Annotated in this window: 14 protein-coding genes; 9 read left to right on the top strand and 5 right to left on the bottom strand. The window is 47.4% G+C overall.

Annotation, left to right across the window (positions count from 1 at the left end):
• Positions 1-800 precede the first annotated feature (800 nt).
• The 3 genes from HMPREF3091_RS11925 to mfd all read left to right on the top strand — a co-directional run bounded on the left by HMPREF3091_RS11925 (position 801) and on the right by mfd (position 7,899).
• The gene (locus HMPREF3091_RS11925) at positions 801-1,463 is read left to right on the top strand and encodes a helix-turn-helix domain-containing protein (RefSeq protein WP_070716056.1); all 663 of its coding nucleotides are present in this window, start codon (positions 801-803) and stop codon (positions 1,461-1,463) included.
• 130 nt (positions 1,464-1,593) lie between these two features.
• On the top strand, positions 1,594-4,134 hold the full coding sequence (locus tag HMPREF3091_RS11920; protein ID WP_070716053.1) for an autotransporter outer membrane beta-barrel domain-containing protein: 2,541 nt from the start codon (positions 1,594-1,596) through the stop codon (positions 4,132-4,134).
• Between the two features lie 303 nt (positions 4,135-4,437).
• On the top strand, positions 4,438-7,899 hold the full coding sequence (gene mfd / locus HMPREF3091_RS11915; RefSeq protein WP_070716051.1) for a transcription-repair coupling factor: 3,462 nt from the start codon (positions 4,438-4,440) through the stop codon (positions 7,897-7,899).
• Positions 7,900-7,953: 54 nt separating this feature from the next.
• On the opposite strand, the gene HMPREF3091_RS11910 is transcribed toward mfd, so the two are convergent.
• On the bottom strand, positions 7,954-8,493 hold the full coding sequence (locus HMPREF3091_RS11910; protein WP_008813334.1) for a glycine zipper 2TM domain-containing protein: 540 nt from the start codon (positions 8,491-8,493) through the stop codon (positions 7,954-7,956).
• A gap of 324 nt (positions 8,494-8,817) precedes the next feature.
• Entirely contained in the window at positions 8,818-10,122 is a 1,305-nt protein-coding gene (locus tag HMPREF3091_RS11905; RefSeq protein ID WP_070716049.1) for an NAD(P)/FAD-dependent oxidoreductase, read from the bottom strand.
• A 384-nt stretch (positions 10,123-10,506) separates the two neighbouring features.
• Between HMPREF3091_RS11905 and HMPREF3091_RS11900 the strand changes: the two genes are divergently transcribed.
• The gene (locus HMPREF3091_RS11900) at positions 10,507-12,573 is read left to right on the top strand and encodes a carbon starvation CstA family protein (RefSeq protein ID WP_004090175.1); all 2,067 of its coding nucleotides are present in this window, start codon (positions 10,507-10,509) and stop codon (positions 12,571-12,573) included.
• Between the two features lie 25 nt (positions 12,574-12,598).
• Complete coding sequence (locus HMPREF3091_RS11895) at positions 12,599-12,904, top strand: YbdD/YjiX family protein (protein WP_168168188.1); 306 nt, start codon at positions 12,599-12,601, stop codon at positions 12,902-12,904.
• 71 nt (positions 12,905-12,975) lie between these two features.
• Here the strand turns inward: HMPREF3091_RS11895 and HMPREF3091_RS22995 are convergent, their stop codons facing one another.
• Entirely contained in the window at positions 12,976-13,107 is a 132-nt protein-coding gene (locus HMPREF3091_RS22995; protein WP_004090179.1) for a hypothetical protein, read from the bottom strand.
• A gap of 245 nt (positions 13,108-13,352) precedes the next feature.
• Between HMPREF3091_RS22995 and nhaB the strand changes: the two genes are divergently transcribed.
• From nhaB to uspF, 4 genes are all read left to right on the top strand, one after another.
• Positions 13,353-14,930 carry a sodium/proton antiporter NhaB gene (gene nhaB, locus HMPREF3091_RS11890; RefSeq protein WP_004090181.1) on the top strand — a complete coding sequence of 526 codons (1,578 nt, stop codon included), beginning with the start codon at positions 13,353-13,355 and terminating at the stop codon, positions 14,928-14,930.
• Positions 14,931-15,040: 110 nt separating this feature from the next.
• A complete protein-coding gene (gene dsbB, locus HMPREF3091_RS11885; protein ID WP_004090183.1) occupies positions 15,041-15,571 on the top strand; it encodes a disulfide bond formation protein DsbB in 531 nt (176 codons plus the stop codon).
• A 234-nt stretch (positions 15,572-15,805) separates the two neighbouring features.
• Positions 15,806-15,997: a hypothetical protein gene (locus HMPREF3091_RS11880; protein ID WP_118937270.1), complete on the top strand. Its 192-nt coding sequence runs from the start codon at positions 15,806-15,808 to the stop codon at positions 15,995-15,997.
• Positions 15,998-16,407: 410 nt separating this feature from the next.
• Positions 16,408-16,839: a universal stress protein UspF gene (gene uspF / locus HMPREF3091_RS11875; protein WP_004090187.1), complete on the top strand. Its 432-nt coding sequence runs from the start codon at positions 16,408-16,410 to the stop codon at positions 16,837-16,839.
• Between the two features lie 618 nt (positions 16,840-17,457).
• On the opposite strand, the gene HMPREF3091_RS11870 is transcribed toward uspF, so the two are convergent.
• Together HMPREF3091_RS11870 and HMPREF3091_RS11865 are read right to left on the bottom strand one after the other, a co-directional pair.
• Positions 17,458-17,913 carry a YcgN family cysteine cluster protein gene (locus HMPREF3091_RS11870; protein WP_070716043.1) on the bottom strand — a complete coding sequence of 152 codons (456 nt, stop codon included), beginning with the start codon at positions 17,911-17,913 and terminating at the stop codon, positions 17,458-17,460.
• A 106-nt stretch (positions 17,914-18,019) separates the two neighbouring features.
• On the bottom strand, positions 18,020-18,676 hold the full coding sequence (locus tag HMPREF3091_RS11865; protein ID WP_004090189.1) for a fumarylacetoacetate hydrolase family protein: 657 nt from the start codon (positions 18,674-18,676) through the stop codon (positions 18,020-18,022).
• Between the last annotated feature and the right edge of the window lie 193 nt (positions 18,677-18,869).

Here is an 18,869-nt window from a genome sequence, read left to right as displayed (position 1 = left end):
GATGGTTGATGATAATGTTTACAACCCCTTTAGGGAACCCAAAACACTCTCTATATACGGTTTTTTACCAGAAGACAGCCATTTCATCGCCTAACCGTGACGCATTTTTGAGCACACTCGCCTCGCGGTTCGTGTTACGGGGGTAACTTAGTTAGCGAAACATTCCATCCATGAATATTAGATATCCATCTTATACTTTTTACCTAAGGATATTCTGAAAAATAGCCTGTCGCACCTTAGAAAACGCAATTATACCAACTTCAACTACTCATAAATCGTCATTTTTTAATAGATTAAAATAGCTGTTTCGTCTCCTAATTCAGTATTTCATCCACTTATTTTTTGCTGTAAAAATTCTTTCTAAAAAAATAACGCTAATAAAATTCACCATAAATCCTATCTTACTCATTCATTTTTATATGAAAATAGCAGATGTACATATAACACCTTTTGGGGCTCCCTCCACACATCACTCAATTCATATAAACGATCGATAACAAAATACCAATAGATAACACCTATCAATTAATAGCCTTTCGATCTGTAAAACCATCTTTAACCACACGGAATTTATGAGTAAACTAAAACCATTAACAAGCTATATTATTAATTTTTTAATTAGACCAATTATAACAAAACAGGTGTTTTTAACTTTAAAAAACTTAGCGATCGGTCTACACCAGAAGAATAATTCTATTCCATCTAATGTACTAAAAATATTTACACACGCACTAGCTCAAAGTGAAAAGAGGTCATTGCATAATAAAAGTACATATTGGAAATCGTGAACAGGGATCTGTATGCCACAAATTGCTATTGTCGAACAGTGCCATTTTATAAGGAATGGACTAAAAAACCTCTTATTAGATATTACTCAAGAACACGGTAACCACACTGAAATCCATACCTTCAACAGCATAAGTGATATCGATAAATGTCGTTATAAATCAGTAGAAAGTGGTCTTGACAGTCTAATTTTGGTCGTTAATGCATCTAGTGGGTTCTATAGCCTCACAAAAGGATTTCATCCGTTCATTGAAAACTTAGTTGCCAGAATTCCTAGCATCAAAATCATTATTATTTGCGAAGATACACTGCAACGGCTTGCGTATCATGAACTACGCTCTCATCACAGCGTAAGCGGAATTATTTCAACGAAGAGCAAAATTGATGACCTCAAAGCTCAGTTGGAGAACGTTATTTATTCTCATAACCAACCAACTCGGCCAAATAACCCGTCCAGAATTATGCTAACTCAAAGAGAACAGCAGGTTATTAACGCCCTTCTTTCAGGGAAAAGTGCAGCGGCTATCGCTGGAAAACTCAATGTCAGCCAGAAAACAATCAGCGCGCATAAAATTAATGCATTAAAGAAACTCAATATTAGAACAATCGCAATGCTATTTGACATATTACCTTTATCTAGTCAGGAGATAAATATGAATCCATACCCAAAATCATAACTGAATGGAATCATCTCAAGTAAAAATAATTACCCTCCGCACCACTCTCTATCAGAGCATGATTTCAGCGTGCTAGGTAGAAAATACGCTCGTCTTAATATTAAGTTTTTATGAATCAGGGAATATTTTCATGGATAAAAAAATAACTCTCATTGCGCTCTCTTTAATTCAAGCCTTCTCTTTAGCGGGGTATGCGAGCCAAGCCAGCGCAGCTACGTTTTGTGGCGATCGCCCTAACGTGACTTGGGGGGGAGATAGCACCATCAGCGGCGACTTAGGCGCGGATCAATGCTACGAAATCGGCGCAGGCCCTGGCTACGCAGGGAGCGGTATCAATCTTAACGCTCTGGCAGGCAGTAAGCTAAGCGTCGTGGGCTACTTGAAAGACTCTACGGTTAACGATGGCGCAGAAGTCTGGATTGGCAAAGATCCAATGATAGCTTGGGATGATTATTTTGCAGATGCGCCAGCAAATGCCACCAATATCATTATCAAATCAGGCGCATTAATCCGTGTTATTGAAAGCGGAACCTTGCAAGACTCTCAGATCGATGGTGGTACTGTTTACGTCTATAAAAACAAGGTAGACGGCGGGCAATCCATTGACAACAGTGTGAATGCAGGTGGACGTTTATTTGTTTATCTAGAGGGGAAATCTCAGGGAACGATTATCAATGATGGGGGAACCGAGTTCGTACAGCAAAAAGGAACCTCACAAAATACGCTGATCAACTCGGGAGGCACACAGCAGGTTCGCTTAGAGGGTCAGGCTGATAACACAACTATCAACGATGGTGGGACTCAATATGTGAGCACCGGCGGCGTAGCCACAAATACCCAAGTGCATGGTGGCTCGCAAATCCTTACCGCCACCGAAACTAACCCTCTAGGTGGTACGGCTCAACATACGCAGGTTTACCTCAATGGGACACAGCATATATTGATGGGATCTTCTGCTGTTGACACCCAGCTTTTTGATCATGCTGAACAATATATTTATGCCAATTCTTCGGCTGAAAACGTCACCATCAATGATAACGCCAGCACCACCCTGCGCGATACGGCTCAGTTACTCGGTGAGACTCAGATAAACGATCAAGGTCGATTAAATATCGTTGCCGAAGACCAAGGTGCTGAAGCTTATGCGGAATCAGTTAATTTGAATGGTGAAAGCACCGCTGTCCAGATTTTTGCCAACGGAAGTGATACTCAAGGCGCTCACATCGGCATTCTGCAAGGTAACGGGAACGTTATATTCTCTCAAGCCAACGCTGACACCCATTCACACTTAAACGTAGATAAGCTCTCAGGCAATCTTAACTTTTTGTTCAACAGCAGTATTCAGGAAGGGCGTGGCGATTTCTTAACAATAGCTGACGGTAGTGGCAATCATAAGGTCGTAGTACAGGACTCAGGCAAAGAGATCACCGATCCCGGCAATACAACGTTAAATCTAATTAATGATCAAAGCAGTGGCGCCCATTTCAGTCTGGCATCCCTCTCAGGGCATACTATTGCTGCCGTGGATGGCGGCACCTATATGTACACGCTTAAAAAGCAAGCGGATAAGGATGGCATGCACGGCGACGTATGGTATTTGGGCTCTGATTTCTCCAGTACGCCAGATCCTGAACCTACACCCGACCCAGACCCGACTCCTGACCCTGATCCAACCCCCGATCCCGATCCAACTCCGGAACCGGAACCCACCCCAGAACCGGAACCTACTCCGGAGCCACAGCCAAAGCCCCAGACGACACCGTCAACCGACGCGGTGCTTAGCATGGCCTCTGCAAATCAATTTATTTTTGATGGCGAGCTGCAGAGCCTAAGATTCCGTAAAGGTGACCTTAACGCGAGTAAAGGACAAAACGCGGGGATTTGGGGTCGATACTTGACCAACAACACTCACGTCGAAAGTACAAATAATGCGGCCTATCGCATGCAGCAGAATGGCTTCGAGATCGGTGGGGACAAGGTCTTTACCTTAGAGTCCGGCTATTTGCTGGCTGGCGCGTTCACCTCATACAGTGACAATAGTTTGAAACACGCACGCGGTGGTAATAGCAGTATCGACAGCTATAGCATCGGGGCCTACCTGACCTATTTCGACAACAGCGGCTATTACATTGATGGTGTGTTAAAAGCTAACCGTTTCAGCAACTCACTCAACGCAAGAATGACGTCTGGCAGCTCGGCCCGCAGCGATTATCATCAGAATGCTATCGGTGGTGCGTTAGAAGCTGGTTATCACTACAGTTTTGCCGACACTTGGTTTGCCGAGCCCTATTTACGCACTTCCTACTTCATTGCTGAAAGCAAAGACATTACGCTGAATAACGGCATGAAGGCGAACATCGATAATAATCGTTCGGCGAAGGCGGAGATCGGTAGCACTTTCGGAACCCAATTCTCCTTAGCGAATGGCACAGACATCAAACCTTACATTCGTGTCGCCGTTGAGCGCGAGTTCATCAAGTCCAATAACGTAACGATTAATCGAAATAACGATTTCAACAATGATTTCTCCGGTAACGCAGGTAAATATGGCGCAGGCGTAAACGTTCAAGTGACGTCCACAACCACGCTCTACGCCGAGGCAAACTACCGCAACGGACAGCATGTTGAATCACCGTTGATGGGCAATGTTGGTTTCCGCATTAACTTTTAATCTGTCGCATTATTCTCAATGTCCCCCACCTCTTTGGAGAGTTGGGGGACATTTATTTCATGGTTATTCTTTATCGTTATTTGGTTATTAATTCACCTCTTTAGCATTAACCCCCCTCAAATCTGCCGATAATTTCAGCAATTGCAAATAAAAATGAATATAACCATTTGTTTTTAATAATTTTAAATCAAATACCCTACTCTGCTGTTGCCAAAGAAAAGTGATAAAGGATAATAAAGCTCAGAACTGCGGTGCCTGATGAGGCTACGCGCCAAAAGAGCTACAGAGACTGACTAACGATTTATGTCTGAACAATACCAATTCACGTTACCTGAGCGTTATACGCTACCGGCCAAAGCGGGCGATGTACGGCTTTTAGGTCAGCTGACGGGCTCTGCTTGTGCGCTGGAATGTGCGCAAATCGCCGAAAAGCATACTGGCCCAGTGGTGCTGATCACTTCCGATATCCAATCAGCATTGCGCTTGCGCGATGAAATCCAACAGTTTACCTCGCGGATGGTGACCACCCTGTCCGATTGGGAGACTCTGCCCTACGACAGTTTCTCACCGCATCAGGATATTATCTCAGCGCGCCTCTCTAGCCTGTATCAGCTACCGACCATGAAGCGTGGCGTATTTATCCTGCCGGTAAATACTCTAATGCAGCGCGTATGCCCACATGAATTCCTGCACGGCCATGCGCTGGTGATGCAAAAAGGTCAGCTATTATCACGAGATAAGCTGCGTAGCCAGCTCGAACAAGCCGGTTACCGCAGCGTCGATCAGGTCATGGAGCACGGCGAGTTTGCAACTCGTGGCGCATTGCTCGACCTCTATCCCATGGGGAGCGACGAGCCTTATCGCATCGATTTCTTCGACGATGAAATCGATAGCCTGCGCGTATTCGATGTTGATTCTCAGCGAACATTGAATGAAGTTGAATTTATCAACCTGCTGCCCGCGCATGAGTTCCCGACCGATCAAACCGCCATTGAGCTCTTCCGCAGTCAATGGCGCGAGCATTTTGAAGTCCGTCGTGACCCCGAACATATCTATCAACAGGTGAGTAAAGGAATATGGCCAGCAGGGATTGAATATTGGCAGCCGCTGTTCTTTAGTCAGGAACTTCCACCGCTGTTTAGCTATTTTCCTGCTAGCACATTGCTGATTAATACCGGTGAGCTTGAGGCCTCGGCAGAGCGTTTCTGGCTAGATGTGAATCAGCGCTATGAAAACCGACGCGTTGATCCCATGCGTCCGCTGTTAACACCGGATAAACTCTGGCTACGCGTAGATGAGCTCTTCTCTTCGCTGAAAAAGTGGCCGCGTGTTCAGCTAAAAACCGACAAACTGGATAAAAAAGCGGCGAATACCAACCTAAACTATCAACCTCTACCTGAGTTGACCGTTCAGGCGCAAAACAAAAATCCGCTAGACAACCTGCGACGCTTCATTGAAAGCACCAAGGACGCCATTGTTTTCTCGGTAGAAAGTGAAGGCCGACGCGAAACCATGCTCGAATTGCTGGCTCGCATCAAAATTAGCCCTTCACTCATCAGCCGTATAGAAGATGCTGAGGCGGGAAAAATCTACATCATGCAAGGCTCGTGCGAGCATGGCTTTATCAATCCCGAACTTAAACTCGCACTGATCTGCGAAAGCGATTTGCTCGGCGAGCGCGTTAGCCGTCGCCGCCAAGACAATCGACGCACCATCAATACTGACACCCTGATCCGTAATCTGGCTGAGCTCAGCATCGGCCAGCCTGTGGTGCACTTAGAACACGGTGTAGGCCGCTACGGCGGAATGACTACGCTAGAAGCCGGTGGGATCAAAGGTGAGTATCTCATTCTGACCTACGCCGGTGACGCAAAGCTGTATGTGCCCGTATCTTCACTTTATCTGCTTAGTCGCTATTCTGGCGGAGCCGATGAGAGTGCGCCGCTGCATAAACTCGGCAGCGATGCGTGGACCAGAGCGCGTCAGAAGGCCGCAGAAAAAGTTCGAGACGTGGCCGCCGAGCTGCTTGATATCTATGCCATGCGTGCGGCTAAACCCGGCTTCGCCTTTAAGCAAGATCGCGAAGCTTATCAAATGTTCTGCCAGAGCTTCCCATTTGAAACGACGCCTGACCAGAGCATGGCGATTAACGCCGTACTCAGCGATATGTGTCAGCCGCTAGCGATGGATCGTTTGGTGTGCGGTGACGTTGGCTTCGGCAAAACTGAAGTGGCCATGCGCGCCGCGTTTCTCGCGGTACACAATAATAAACAGGTTGCGGTTCTCGTGCCTACAACGCTGCTTGCACAGCAGCATTACGACAACTTCCGCGACCGTTTCGCCAACTGGCCGGTTCGCATTGAGATGATCTCCCGCTTCCGCAGTGCGAAAGAACAAACTCAGGTACTGCAAGACGCCGCAGAAGGTAAAGTCGATATTCTGATCGGTACTCATAAGCTATTACAGGCCGATGTGCAGTGGCGCGATCTGGGGCTGCTGATCGTCGATGAAGAACACCGCTTTGGCGTGCGTCAAAAAGAGCGCATCAAAGCCATGCGTGCCGACGTGGATATTCTAACCCTCACCGCAACGCCAATACCACGAACGCTCAATATGGCAATGAGTGGTATGCGTGATCTGTCGATTATTGCGACTCCGCCAGCGCGTCGCCTCGCGGTAAAAACCTTCGTCCGTGAATACGATAGCTTGGTCGTTCGCGAAGCCATTCTGCGTGAGGTCACTCGTGGTGGGCAGGTTTACTACCTTTATAACGACGTCGAGAATATTGAAAAAGCCGCTCAGCGTTTAGCGGAATTGGTGCCGGAAGCGCGTATTGCGATTGGCCACGGGCAAATGCGCGAGCGCGAGCTTGAACGCGTAATGAATGATTTCCATCATCAGCGTTTCAACGTTTTAGTATGTACGACCATTATTGAAACAGGGATCGATATCCCAAGCGCCAATACCATCATTATTGAACGTGCCGATCATTTTGGTTTAGCACAGCTGCATCAGCTACGTGGTCGCGTCGGCCGCTCATTCCATCAGGCCTATGCTTATTTACTAACGCCGCCGCCAAAAGCCATGTCCACCGACGCGCAAAAGCGCTTGGAAGCCATCGCTTCTCTGGAAGATTTGGGCGCAGGTTTTGCTTTAGCCACCCATGACTTAGAGATCCGCGGTGCAGGCGAGCTATTGGGGGATGATCAGAGCGGGCAGATGACGACCATCGGTTTCTCTCTGTATATGGAATTACTGGAAAGCGCCGTTGATGCACTGAAAGAGGGACGCGAGCCTTCACTCGAGGATCTCACCAGCAATCAAACTGATGTTGAGCTGCGCATGCCAGCCCTGCTACCGGATGACTATATTCCTGACGTCAGCACGCGCCTGTCATTCTACAAACGCATTGCTAGTGCGAAAAATGACGATCAGTTGGAGGAGCTAAAAGTTGAGCTGATCGATCGTTTTGGCTTGCTGCCAGATGCAGCACGCAATCTGCTGCAAAGCGCGAAGCTGCGTTTGGATGCCATGGCGCTGGGTATTCGCCGGATCGAAGGCAATGATAAAGGCGGGTTTATTGAGTTCAGCGAGAAAAACCACGTTGACCCTATGTTCCTGATTGGTCTGTTGCAGAAGAAACCGCAAATCTTCCGCTTAGATGGACCCACTAAGCTGAAGTTTATTGTCGATCTCAGCGAACGTAAGGCTCGTTTGGAATTTATTGGCTCTCTGCTGAATGAATTTACCGAGCATCGCGTTTAAACCACTCTACGGGGTATAAATATATACCCCGTTTGATTCTCCGCTACCGAATTATCACACGCTCTGATTTAACACCAGTTGACCATTGCGGTCGACGGGGATCTGGGTGCCAGGATCTTTATCCATCCGAACTCGCCCCTGCTGATCGCCAATCTTATAGGTAACGTCATAACCGAGCAGTTTTTGCGATTTGTCATAAACCGTTGAGCAACGCTGCTGGGTTGTCGTGTAGGTATCGTTGTTTTGCATTGAACCTTGAACCTGATTACCCGCATAACCCCCACCCAACGCACCAACAACGGTAGCCACATCTTTGCCGCGTCCGTTACCAATTTGATGGCCTAGTACCCCACCCGCAACCGCACCCAGTACCGATCCTGCAATGCGGTTTTCATCCTGTACCGGGCGGCGATGCGTGACCGTGACATTGCGGCACTGCTGTCGCGGCGTCTTCACTGACTCGTGAATCGGGGTTGCTGATAACACCTGCGCATAACGTGGACCAGTACTAAAAACGTCTAGACTTGCCACCGCAGCCACGCTAAGCGCCGCCGCAACCCCAATACCAACACCTGCCAACATTGATTTATTCACAGGGCACTCCTCCTGAATATACTCACGCAATATTTATGAACGACGTGTTCATTAACGTCATACGCTCATAACGATGCAAAAGTTTGTCTTTTCTTTTGCTCGGTGTGCGTGCTTCACCAAATTTATATACAGGTAGTGTGCATAGGAATATTCGTAGCAACAATCAGACAACATAACCAAACAAGCGCAAATCCGTTGTTTGGGAAAGTTCCTATCGGCGGAGTCTAGCTATCATCAGACAGCGTTTTTTCAGGAAGGAGAGGCAGATACACAAACGGCTCCACTTGGGAGCCGTTGATCGCTACTCAGAGGGTTAAGGCGCGATTAATGTAACTTCAAGCGTGGACGAATCACCCGGTTGATCCCCCCCACCAGCATCATCAAACCTGTTTTGATGTAGCCATGGAGTGCAATCTGATGCATACGATACAGTGAAATATACACCATACGAGCAATACGCCCTTCCACCATCATTGAGCCCCGCATGAGGTTACCCATCAGACTGCCTACGGTACTGAATTTGGACAGCGAAACTAAAGAGCCATGATCCTTATAAATGTAAGGTTTCATGTTACCGCCCTTCAACTGCGCCAAAATGTTGGCATAGCAGCGTGATGCCATCTGATGCGCTGCCTGTGCGCGTGGCGGTACAAAACCACCGGATGGCTGTGGGCAAGACGCGCAGTCGCCGATTGCAAAGATATTCGGATCGCGAGTCGTTTGCAGCGTCGGTTCAACCACCAACTGGTTGATACGGTTGGTTTCTAAACCACCAATATCTTTCATGAAATCAGGCGCTTTGATCCCAGCAGCCCAAACCATCAGGTCAGCCGGAATAAATTCACCATCTTTGGTATTCAAGCCATTTTGGTCGGCACTGGTCACCATGGTTTTTGTCAGTACGCGAACGCCCAGTTTGGTCAGCTCATTGTGGGCGGCGCCCGAGATGCGCGGAGGTAGTGCAGGCAGAATACGTTCACCGGCCTCAACCAGCGTCACATTCAATGCCTCACTGCTTAACCCTTCAAAACCGTAGCTATGCAGTTGCTTCACCGCATTGTGTAATTCCGCAGACAGCTCAACGCCGGTCGCTCCACCGCCAACAATCGCGATGTTAACCTTCTCCGCTTTGTCCTTCTGCGCCGAAAACTTCAGGAACAGGTTCAGCATTTCGTTATGGAAACGACGAGCCTGATGCGGATTATCCAAGAAGATGCAGTTGTCTTTCACACCCGGCGTACCAAAGTCGTTCGACGTACTGCCAAGGGCCATGACCAGAATGTCGTAAGACAACTCGCGCTGTGGAACCAAAACTTCACCCTGCTCGTCACGAATATCAGCCAGCGTGAGCTGCTGTGCGGCACGGTCGATGTTGGTTAACGAACCGAGCTGGAAGGTAAAGTGGTGATTGCGCGCGTGAGCCAGATAGCTCAGCGCATCAACACCATCGTCTAACGATCCGGTGGCAACTTCATGCAGTAAAGGTTTCCACAAGTGGCTATGGTTGCGATCAATCAAGATGATTTCCGCTTTGTCTTTACGGCCCAGTTTATGGCCTAGACTGGTTGCCAGCTCGAGACCGCCCGCACCACCGCCGACAATCACGATTTTTTTCTTAGATGCGCTCAAAGCCTTCTCCCTTGGTAAAAAATGTAAACCAATAGTTAATTAACAGTAAATAACTAATACCCTTAATTTACGTACGGTTCACGCAGGTTGATTTAATTCTCTGAGGAAAGAATACCACGACAGGTTATTTGGTCATACCAAAATTGATGCACATCAATTTTTATGTTTATTCCTTGGACGATATGTATCGCAAGCTCACAAATTTGCGTCATTTTTCAACGTAATCATTACAAATCAGACCAGCCTCACACTTCTATCGCCTGCTTGATTAATCAACATGACAAAGACCGAATTTTAACCTTTATTTAACCATGCGAGCTTGGTCTCCAAACCTCTCATACAACAATAAATCAATACCTCTCCCCTATACGAAGGAGCCGTACAATGAAAAACGTCCGATCCGGCCTGATTTGGCTATTGGTGGCGTTAATCGGTGCTTATGCTTTTGGCATGCTAGCACTGAGCCGTGGTGAACATATCAATGCGGTATGGCTGGTGGTAGCCGCCATCGCTTGTTACAGCATTGCCTACCGTTTTTACAGCTTGTTCATTGCCGAAAAGGTCTTTGAACTCGACGATCGTCGTTTAACTCCCGCAGAGCGCCATAACGATGGTTTGGACTACGTCCCGACCAATAAATGGGTGCTCTTTGGTCATCACTTTGCGGCTATCGCCGGTGCGGGGCCTTTAGTGGGGCCCATTTTAGCCGCTCAGATGGGGTTCTTACCCGGAACGATCTGGATCTTAGTTGGCGTCATGCTGGCGGGTGCGGTGCAGGACTTCTTAGTGCTGTTTATCTCCACGCGCCGCGATGGGCGTTCGCTGGGAGAAATGGCAAAACAGGAGCTTGGCTCATTCGCCGGAGTTATCACCATGCTTGGCGCATTGGGTGTCATGATCATTATCCTGTCGGCTCTCGCGCTGGTGGTCGTCAAAGCATTGGCGGATAGCCCTTGGGGGCTATTCACCATCGCAGCCACTATTCCGATTGCGCTGTTCATGGGCGTATATATGCGCTATCTGCGCCCAGGTAAAATCGCTGAAGTCTCTATTATTGGTTTTGTACTGATGATGGCGGCGATTATCTATGGCGGCGATATTGCGATGCATCCCTACTGGGGTCCCTTCTTTACCCTGCATGGCACGACGCTCACGTGGGTACTGGTAATCTATGGGTTTATCGCGTCGGTACTCCCTGTGTGGCTGCTGCTGGCTCCACGCGATTATCTGTCTACGTTCCTGAAAATCGGTGTTATTGCTGGTTTGGCCGTTGGCATTGTATTTGCTGCGCCAGAAATGAAAATGCCGGCGGTTACTCGCTTTATCGACGGTTCTGGGCCGGTCTTCTCCGGCAGCCTGTTCCCGTTCCTGTTTATTACCATTGCCTGCGGTGCCATTTCGGGCTTCCATGCGTTGGTGTCCAGCGGTACCACACCAAAATTAATCGAACGTGAAAGCCACATTCGTTTCATCGGCTATGGTGCGATGCTGATGGAATCCTTCGTTGCCATCATGGCGCTGATTTGTGCCTCGGTTATCGATCCTGGCGTGTATTTTGCCATGAACTCACCGGCGGCATTGATCGGTACCACGGTCGAGAATGCCTCGCAGGTCATCAACAGTTGGGGTTTCGTCGTTACACCTGAAACGCTAGCGATGATCGCTAAAGATGTCGGTGAAAACTCCATTCTTTCCCGAGCCGGTGGCGCACCAACCTTTGCAGTAGGCATGGCGCACATTATTACCGAGGTCTTTAACAGCCGTGCCATGATGGCATTCTGGTATCACTTCGCCATTCTGTTTGAAGCCCTATTTATTCTGACCGCCGTTGATGCGGGTACGCGTGCCTGTCGTTTTATGGTGCAAGATCTGGTCGGTGTCGCTATTCCAAGCTTGGCCAACAACCGCTCATGGTTTGGTAACCTCGCAGGAACGACGGTTGCCGTTGCGGGCTGGGGTTTCTTCGTATATCAGGGCGTGGTAGACCCGCTAGGCGGGATTAATACCCTGTGGCCACTATTCGGTATTGGTAACCAGATGCTGGCATCTATGGCATTGATTTTGGGTACGGTGGTGCTGTTTAAAATGAAGAAACAGCGCTACGCGTGGGTCACTATCTTGCCCACGGTGTGGCTGTTCGTGACCTCAATGACCGCAGGCTGGCAGAAGATTTTCCATGAGAAACCGAGCATTGGCTTCTTGGCGCAGGCTAAACGTTTTTCAGCGGGTATCGACTCAGGCACATTGATTGCACCGGCCAAAACGATCAAAGACATGGAAACCATCGTGATGAACAACTACATCAACGCTGCGCTATGCGGCTTCTTTATGTTAGTTGCCGTCACCATGCTGATTTCCGCTTTCTTCGTGATTCGTCGGGCGTTGAACTCTAATAAACCAACGGTACATGAAACAACACCTGCATTGCGTGAGGAAAGATCGCATGGTTGAAAAACTGCATGACACCCCTAGCATGATGATTAAAACCGGTCTGCCATGGAAGAGACAAGCACAACCGGGGATGACTATCACTCGCTGTTTGCCGCTTTCGCTAGGTGAATCTCAGCCATCGTCGGCATGGCAATGGGCAAAACTGGCGCTGCGGCGGGTTGCACAAAGTTTTCGCTTGATGGTTGGCGTTCAGGACTACCAGAACTATCTGCGGCATCAACAACTACATCATCCAGAGCTAACACCAATGAGCGAACGCGAGTTTCATCGCTACTGCTTAGAAGCCCGTTTCCCGAGTAAGGGTGGCAAGCTAGGCAAATGCCCTTGCTGATGCGGATAATCAGGTAATAAAAAAGCACCGGAAATCTTATCTCTCGGTGCTTTTTTTATCTCAATTCGAATTCAGATTTTGCAGCCTTCGCAGTCCGCTTCGTCATTCAGTTCGACCGGCACTTCGTTCGCTTTTTCCTGTGCACGCTTTTCAGCCTGCTCAAGTTGTGCATCGATGTCAAAATCAAAAATATCTTCGTTCATAGCAAATACCCCTTTGGATCAATAACGCCAGTATAACGGGGTTATGTACGCAGGTAAATTATCTCAACGTGCGCATATTCTGTATGGCCTTAAATTTACCAGATAAAAAACCACAATAATAAAATGATTTTAAAGGACTTATTTTCAGCACGGTCTACTTTTACGTCATTGTGCAAAAAGAGTATAGTCAGATGTTCGTATTAAAATATTCCATTTTTTGTTTATTTCTTAGGTGCTAAGTTGTTATGAACACCACATTTACTCAGGCCTTCAGCAAAAACTTTCTTGGTAACGCACCAGACTGGTACAAAGTTGCTATTGTCATTTTTCTGCTGTTGAACCCTCTGGTCTTCTTTTATGTTAGCCCCTTCGCCGCGGGATGGCTGCTGGTGGCAGAATTCATCTTCACGCTGGCGATGGCGCTAAAGTGCTACCCTCTACTGCCGGGTGGCCTGTTGGCATTTGAAGCCATCATCATTGGGATGACCACAGCCGATAAAGTCAAACATGAAGTCGCCGCGAATATCGAAGTGTTGCTGTTGCTGATCTTTATGGTGGCAGGTATCTACTTTATGAAGCAGCTGCTGCTCTATGTATTTACCAAGCTCTTGCTAAACATCCGTTCAAAAATCGCCTTATCATTGGCCTTCTGTATCGCCGCGGCATTTTTGTCAGCATTTCTGGATGCGCTGACGGTTATTGCTGTGGTGATCAGCGTTGCGGTCGGGTTCTACGGGATTTATCACAGCGTCGCGTCAGGCACTACCGGCACGCTTTCTCTCAATGATGATAGCCATCTGCAAAATGCGGGGCGTCGCGCTATCCTAAATCAGTTCCGCGCCTTTTTACGCAGCCTGATGATGCATGCTGGCGTAGGTACCGCACTCGGCGGCGTAATGACCATGGTTGGTGAACCACAGAACCTGATTATTGCTAAAAGCGCCGATTGGGACTTTGTATCATTCTTGCTACGTATGTCTCCCGTCACCGTTCCCGTCTTTATTTGTGGTGTATTGACCTGCTATTTAGTCGAACGTTTTAAAGTCTTTGGCTACGGTGCTCGTTTGCCGAAACGCGTTCGACAGGTACTGCGCGAATATGATCAAAACGCCACTCGCAAGCGCACACGCCAGGAACGCCAAAAGCTGATTATTCAGGCGCTCATTGGTATTTGGCTGATCTTCGCGCTCGCTTTCCATCTGGCTGAAGTGGGTTTGATCGGTCTGAGTGTTATCGTGCTAGCGACCGCTTTTTGCGGCGTTACCGATGAACATGCGATAGGTAAAGCCTTTCAGGAGTCACTGCCGTTTACTGCGTTATTGACCGTATTCTTCGCCGTGGTAGCCGTCATTATCGATCAACAGCTGTTTTCACCTGTCATTCACTTTGTGCTTCAGGCCTCACCTGAACATCAGTTAACGCTGTTTTATCTCTTTAACGGCCTACTTTCATCGATTTCAGACAACGTCTTCGTTGGCACAGTGTATATTCATGAGGCAAAGGCGGCATTAGAGTCTGGCGTGATATCACTCAAGCAATTCGAGATGCTGGCTGTCGCAATCAATACCGGTACCAACTTACCTTCGGTGGCAACACCCAATGGTCAAGCTGCGTTCCTGTTTTTATTAACATCGGCGCTTTCACCACTGATTCGTTTGTCATACGGTCGAATGGTATGGATGGCACTGCCTTACACCATTGTTATGACGCTGGTCGGCTTAGCCTGTGTTCAGTTCACACTAGAACCGATGACTCAACTGTTTTACCAGTGGCATTGGCTGTCTTTACCGCCGGTCAATGACGTGTTGTCGAGTGCTCATTAAGTCACTTAATAGCACCGTAACAATCACTAGTTTTTTAATCAAATGGCTGGCAGGCAAGACAATATAGTTTACACTGCGCTCATCTTGCTGTGGCATGGAATGGAACAGATATGTTGCAATATTTAAATGGTTGTTCTCGTGGACGTGGGGCTTGGATTCTCTTAGCCGTGACGGCGCTCATCCTTGAGTTAGTCGCCCTGTATTTTCAGCATGTTATGTTATTGAAGCCCTGCGTACTCTGCATTTACGAACGCTGTGCGTTGTTTGGCATTATGGGCGCAGGCATTGTTGGCGCCATTGCACCTAAAACGCCGCTACGTTTTATCGCTATTTTCCTGTGGATTTACAGCACCTATGAAGGCCTCATGCTGGCATGGAAACATACCATGATTCAGCTGCACCCTTCGCCATTTGTCACCTGCGATTTCTTCGTTTCATTCCCATCATGGTTACCATTAGATAAGTGGGCTCCGGCTATCTTTTCTGCAAGCGGCGATTGCTCAGTACGTCAGTGGGAATTTTTAACGCTAGAAATGCCACAGTGGCTAGTAGGCATTTTTGCGGCTTACCTCGTAGTTGCAGTCTTGGTGTTTATTGCTCAATTCGTTAAGCCAAAGCGTCGCGACCTTTTCGGGCGCTAAGCCGATACGATACCTTGCTATCTCATAAAAGCACCCGCTGGGTGCTTTTTTTATGCCGCGTGGTACATGTTGGTTAGCAATGCGCGGATCATGTGAAAAAATACGGGTCATATGAGTTGCCAGATCGACGTCAGCTTATTTAATCGCCCACCTTGAATCTCACCACTATGCCCTCTAGTCTGTAGGTAACGAGAGATAATATGCATGGGTCAAATACCGCGGGGGAGCTTAACAATGATGCATCAATTCAAGGTTATTTATAAATCCAATAATCAAACACATGATTTCATCATGAATGGGCAGGCAACGCTGAATAAAGCCGATGGGGAAGTTCTAGAAGCTGCGCTAATTGATGTGGCTCAATACCTTAACGCAAGTGCTAAAGACCTACACATCATCTCTGTGGAACGTTTGCAACATCTGTAACGGCTTGCCTATCCAATAAGAATCAATAGCTTCGCGGCGAGTATTCATCGCGAAGCTTTTAACGGCATAGCAATTTAATGACATAGCGGTTTGATCACATAGTTGTTGGCAATTACATCATAAAACCTCTTCATTCAACAGCTATAGTAACCGTGTGTGTGCGGCTATATCTCGTCGTTATAACAAACCACTTATTTCAAGCACCCTGATATTTATAGGGAAATGAGAGTGCAGAAATAAAAAGACCCACCTAGATAGCCCGTCGAATAATTAACGACCTATGTATTTTACTCAGTGAGAAACGAACACTATTTATTCATAGAATAAGATATCAATCACTCTATATTTCAGACAAGGTTGATAAATTAAATAAAGAAGATTTTTTCCTCAAAAGTAAAACGGGAGGCCATATGTATAATACTATTCTGGTTCCGGTTGATATCACTGAAGTTGAGCTGACACGTCAAGCAATTCCTCACGTTGAGCAGCTTGCAAAACTTGTCGATTCTCACATTCACTTTGTGGTTGTTATTCCCTCTTCACCCTACTATTCCGCCTTTGGATTTGGCTATGCGGCCGCCGTCGATAAGCAGGACATACTGAAAGCTGCAAACGATGCTCTTATCAAGACGGCTAAAGAATTTAATATTCCCGAAGACAGATCAACCACTCATGCGGTTATGGGATCACCGAAAGAACAAATATTGAAATTGGCCGATATCATTAATGCCGATCTGATTGTCATCGGCTCTCATCGTCCAAGCACCCGAACCTACTTACTAGGCTCCAATGCAGCGGCCGTGGTTCGCCATGCTAAGTGCTCGGTTTTGGTCGTCCGCTAACCATCGCAAACCTTCAATAAAAGTAAAAAGCCTCGTCTATCGGTAATACTGTTCATTTAAGAGATCGAGATACACGGGACTAGCACACCGCGGGGCGGTTATGGAACACATCCATGTGTTCCACCCTAGGGGGCAACGCTAAAGCGTTGTTCAACTTTGCTCCCTGCAAAGTTGTCGGCGGCTTCGCCGCTACGACCCCATCGGTGTACTTCCCCTAAAATCAGGCTTAACTAACAAGTATTAGGTCTATCAGGGGTTTTTACTTTTTTCAGTTGGGGAATAGAGGCACTGAGTGATAGCTAAAAGGCGGAGGAACATACACTAATGAATGCAGCCAGAACGACTGTAAACAGCGAACCTAAAGCTAATAATAAATACATATGTTTAATTTTATAGTTCACGTAATCGCCTTTGCTAATTTTAAAATTTCTTTGCTAAGACTTATCGTAGTGACAGAGATTCTTTCAATCAATATTTGAAGGCTATTTTCAGACAAGTCTCTATTTTGAAAAAGTGAGCAACAGTTGAGACGACTTAAATTTATAAAAACAAAAAACCCACACTCGGTGGGTTTCTTAGGCACAGGGAATTCGATGCAATTAACTAAATTGATTAGGATTATTCGCCATTCGTCGCCCAGAATGGTTTGTTCATAATATGCTCTTCCCAGTCATTGACTTCACTTTCACGCACCGCGATATAACGAACCGATATCCGTTCTGCATGCATGGCTTTTTTAGACCCTACTTTTAATGGGTGCCATTCAGGTAAATCTTTACCCTCATGAACCATGCGATAGGCGCAGGTAGGCGGAAGCCACTCGAAGGTTTCAAGATTCTCGCGAGTTAACTTGATGCAATCTTCTTCATACTCGAAGCGGCGCTCATAGTGGCGACACTGGCAGGTTTTAATATTGAGCAAATTACAAGCGACGTTAGTGAAGTAAATCTCATCAGTATCCTCATCGTGTAACTTATGCAGACAGCACTGCCCACAACCATCACACAGTGATTCCCATTCATCATTGCTCATATCAGCTAATGTTTTTTCCTGCCAGAAAGGGAGAGTTGTCATGCTTGTATGTCCGATAATTACAGTTGGGCTGGACTATATAGACGCTTTGGCGATGAGATGCAAGTTTTGTCCTTACTAAAACGAGGCCTAGTAAGGACTTGCTGGGCTAAATAACGCGGGTACTCAATGAATTACCGTTAACGGATAGCGTGAGCATATCACCAGACACTAAAGGGCCGACGCCTTGCGGTGTGCCCGTTAAGATGATGTCGCCAGCACGCAACGTGAAGTAGCGGCTCATATAGCTGATCAGTGGCAAAATAGGCGTAATCATATCGCGCGTGCTGCCTTGCTGGCGAACACTGCCGTTAATGCTCAAGATCAGCTCGGCGTTTTGCGGATCGCCAAACTCGGCTTCTGGGATAAAACCAGAGATCGGACAAGAGCCATCAAAGGCTTTCGCTTTTTCCCAAGGCCGCCCTGCTTTCTTGCATTCAGCCTGAACATCGCGCAGGGTCAGATCAAGCGCAACGCCATAGCCCGCTATCGCGCGGGCGACACGATCTTCGCTAGCCTGCTTCAGCGGCGTGCCAATCAGAATGGCCAACTCGATCTCATGGTGTACGGAGCCAAAATCTTTGGGAATCGCAACAGGCTGACGAATATCACACAAGGCGGTTTCAGGTTTGATGAATAAAACAGGTTCTGCTGCCTGAGTTCCCCCCATTTCTTTGATGTGGCCGCCATAGTTACTGCCAACACAAACAACTTTACTGACAGGCAGCTCAAGTAATGCCCCCTGCCAATCACGGTGTTGATACATAGCCTTCTCCTGTGGTCATACACAACGCGATAAAATCGCTACATTACCCCAAAAGGATGTGGATGACTGAAACTTAGGCCGTATATCCAACAGCATTCCAGCATCTATCGTCCTTCACACTCTCCGGTGTACGAAACTACCGCTGCTCTCACCATCACTTCAATGGATTTACGCCAAGCCCCCTCGGCGCATG

Origin of the sequence: Hafnia sp. HMSC23F03 (assembly GCF_001816025.1) — a bacterium.
Lineage (GTDB): Bacteria > Pseudomonadota > Gammaproteobacteria > Enterobacterales > Enterobacteriaceae > Hafnia > Hafnia paralvei.
The sequence above is the reverse complement of the archived record's forward strand: the minus strand, read 5'-3'. Positions and strand labels throughout refer to the sequence as shown.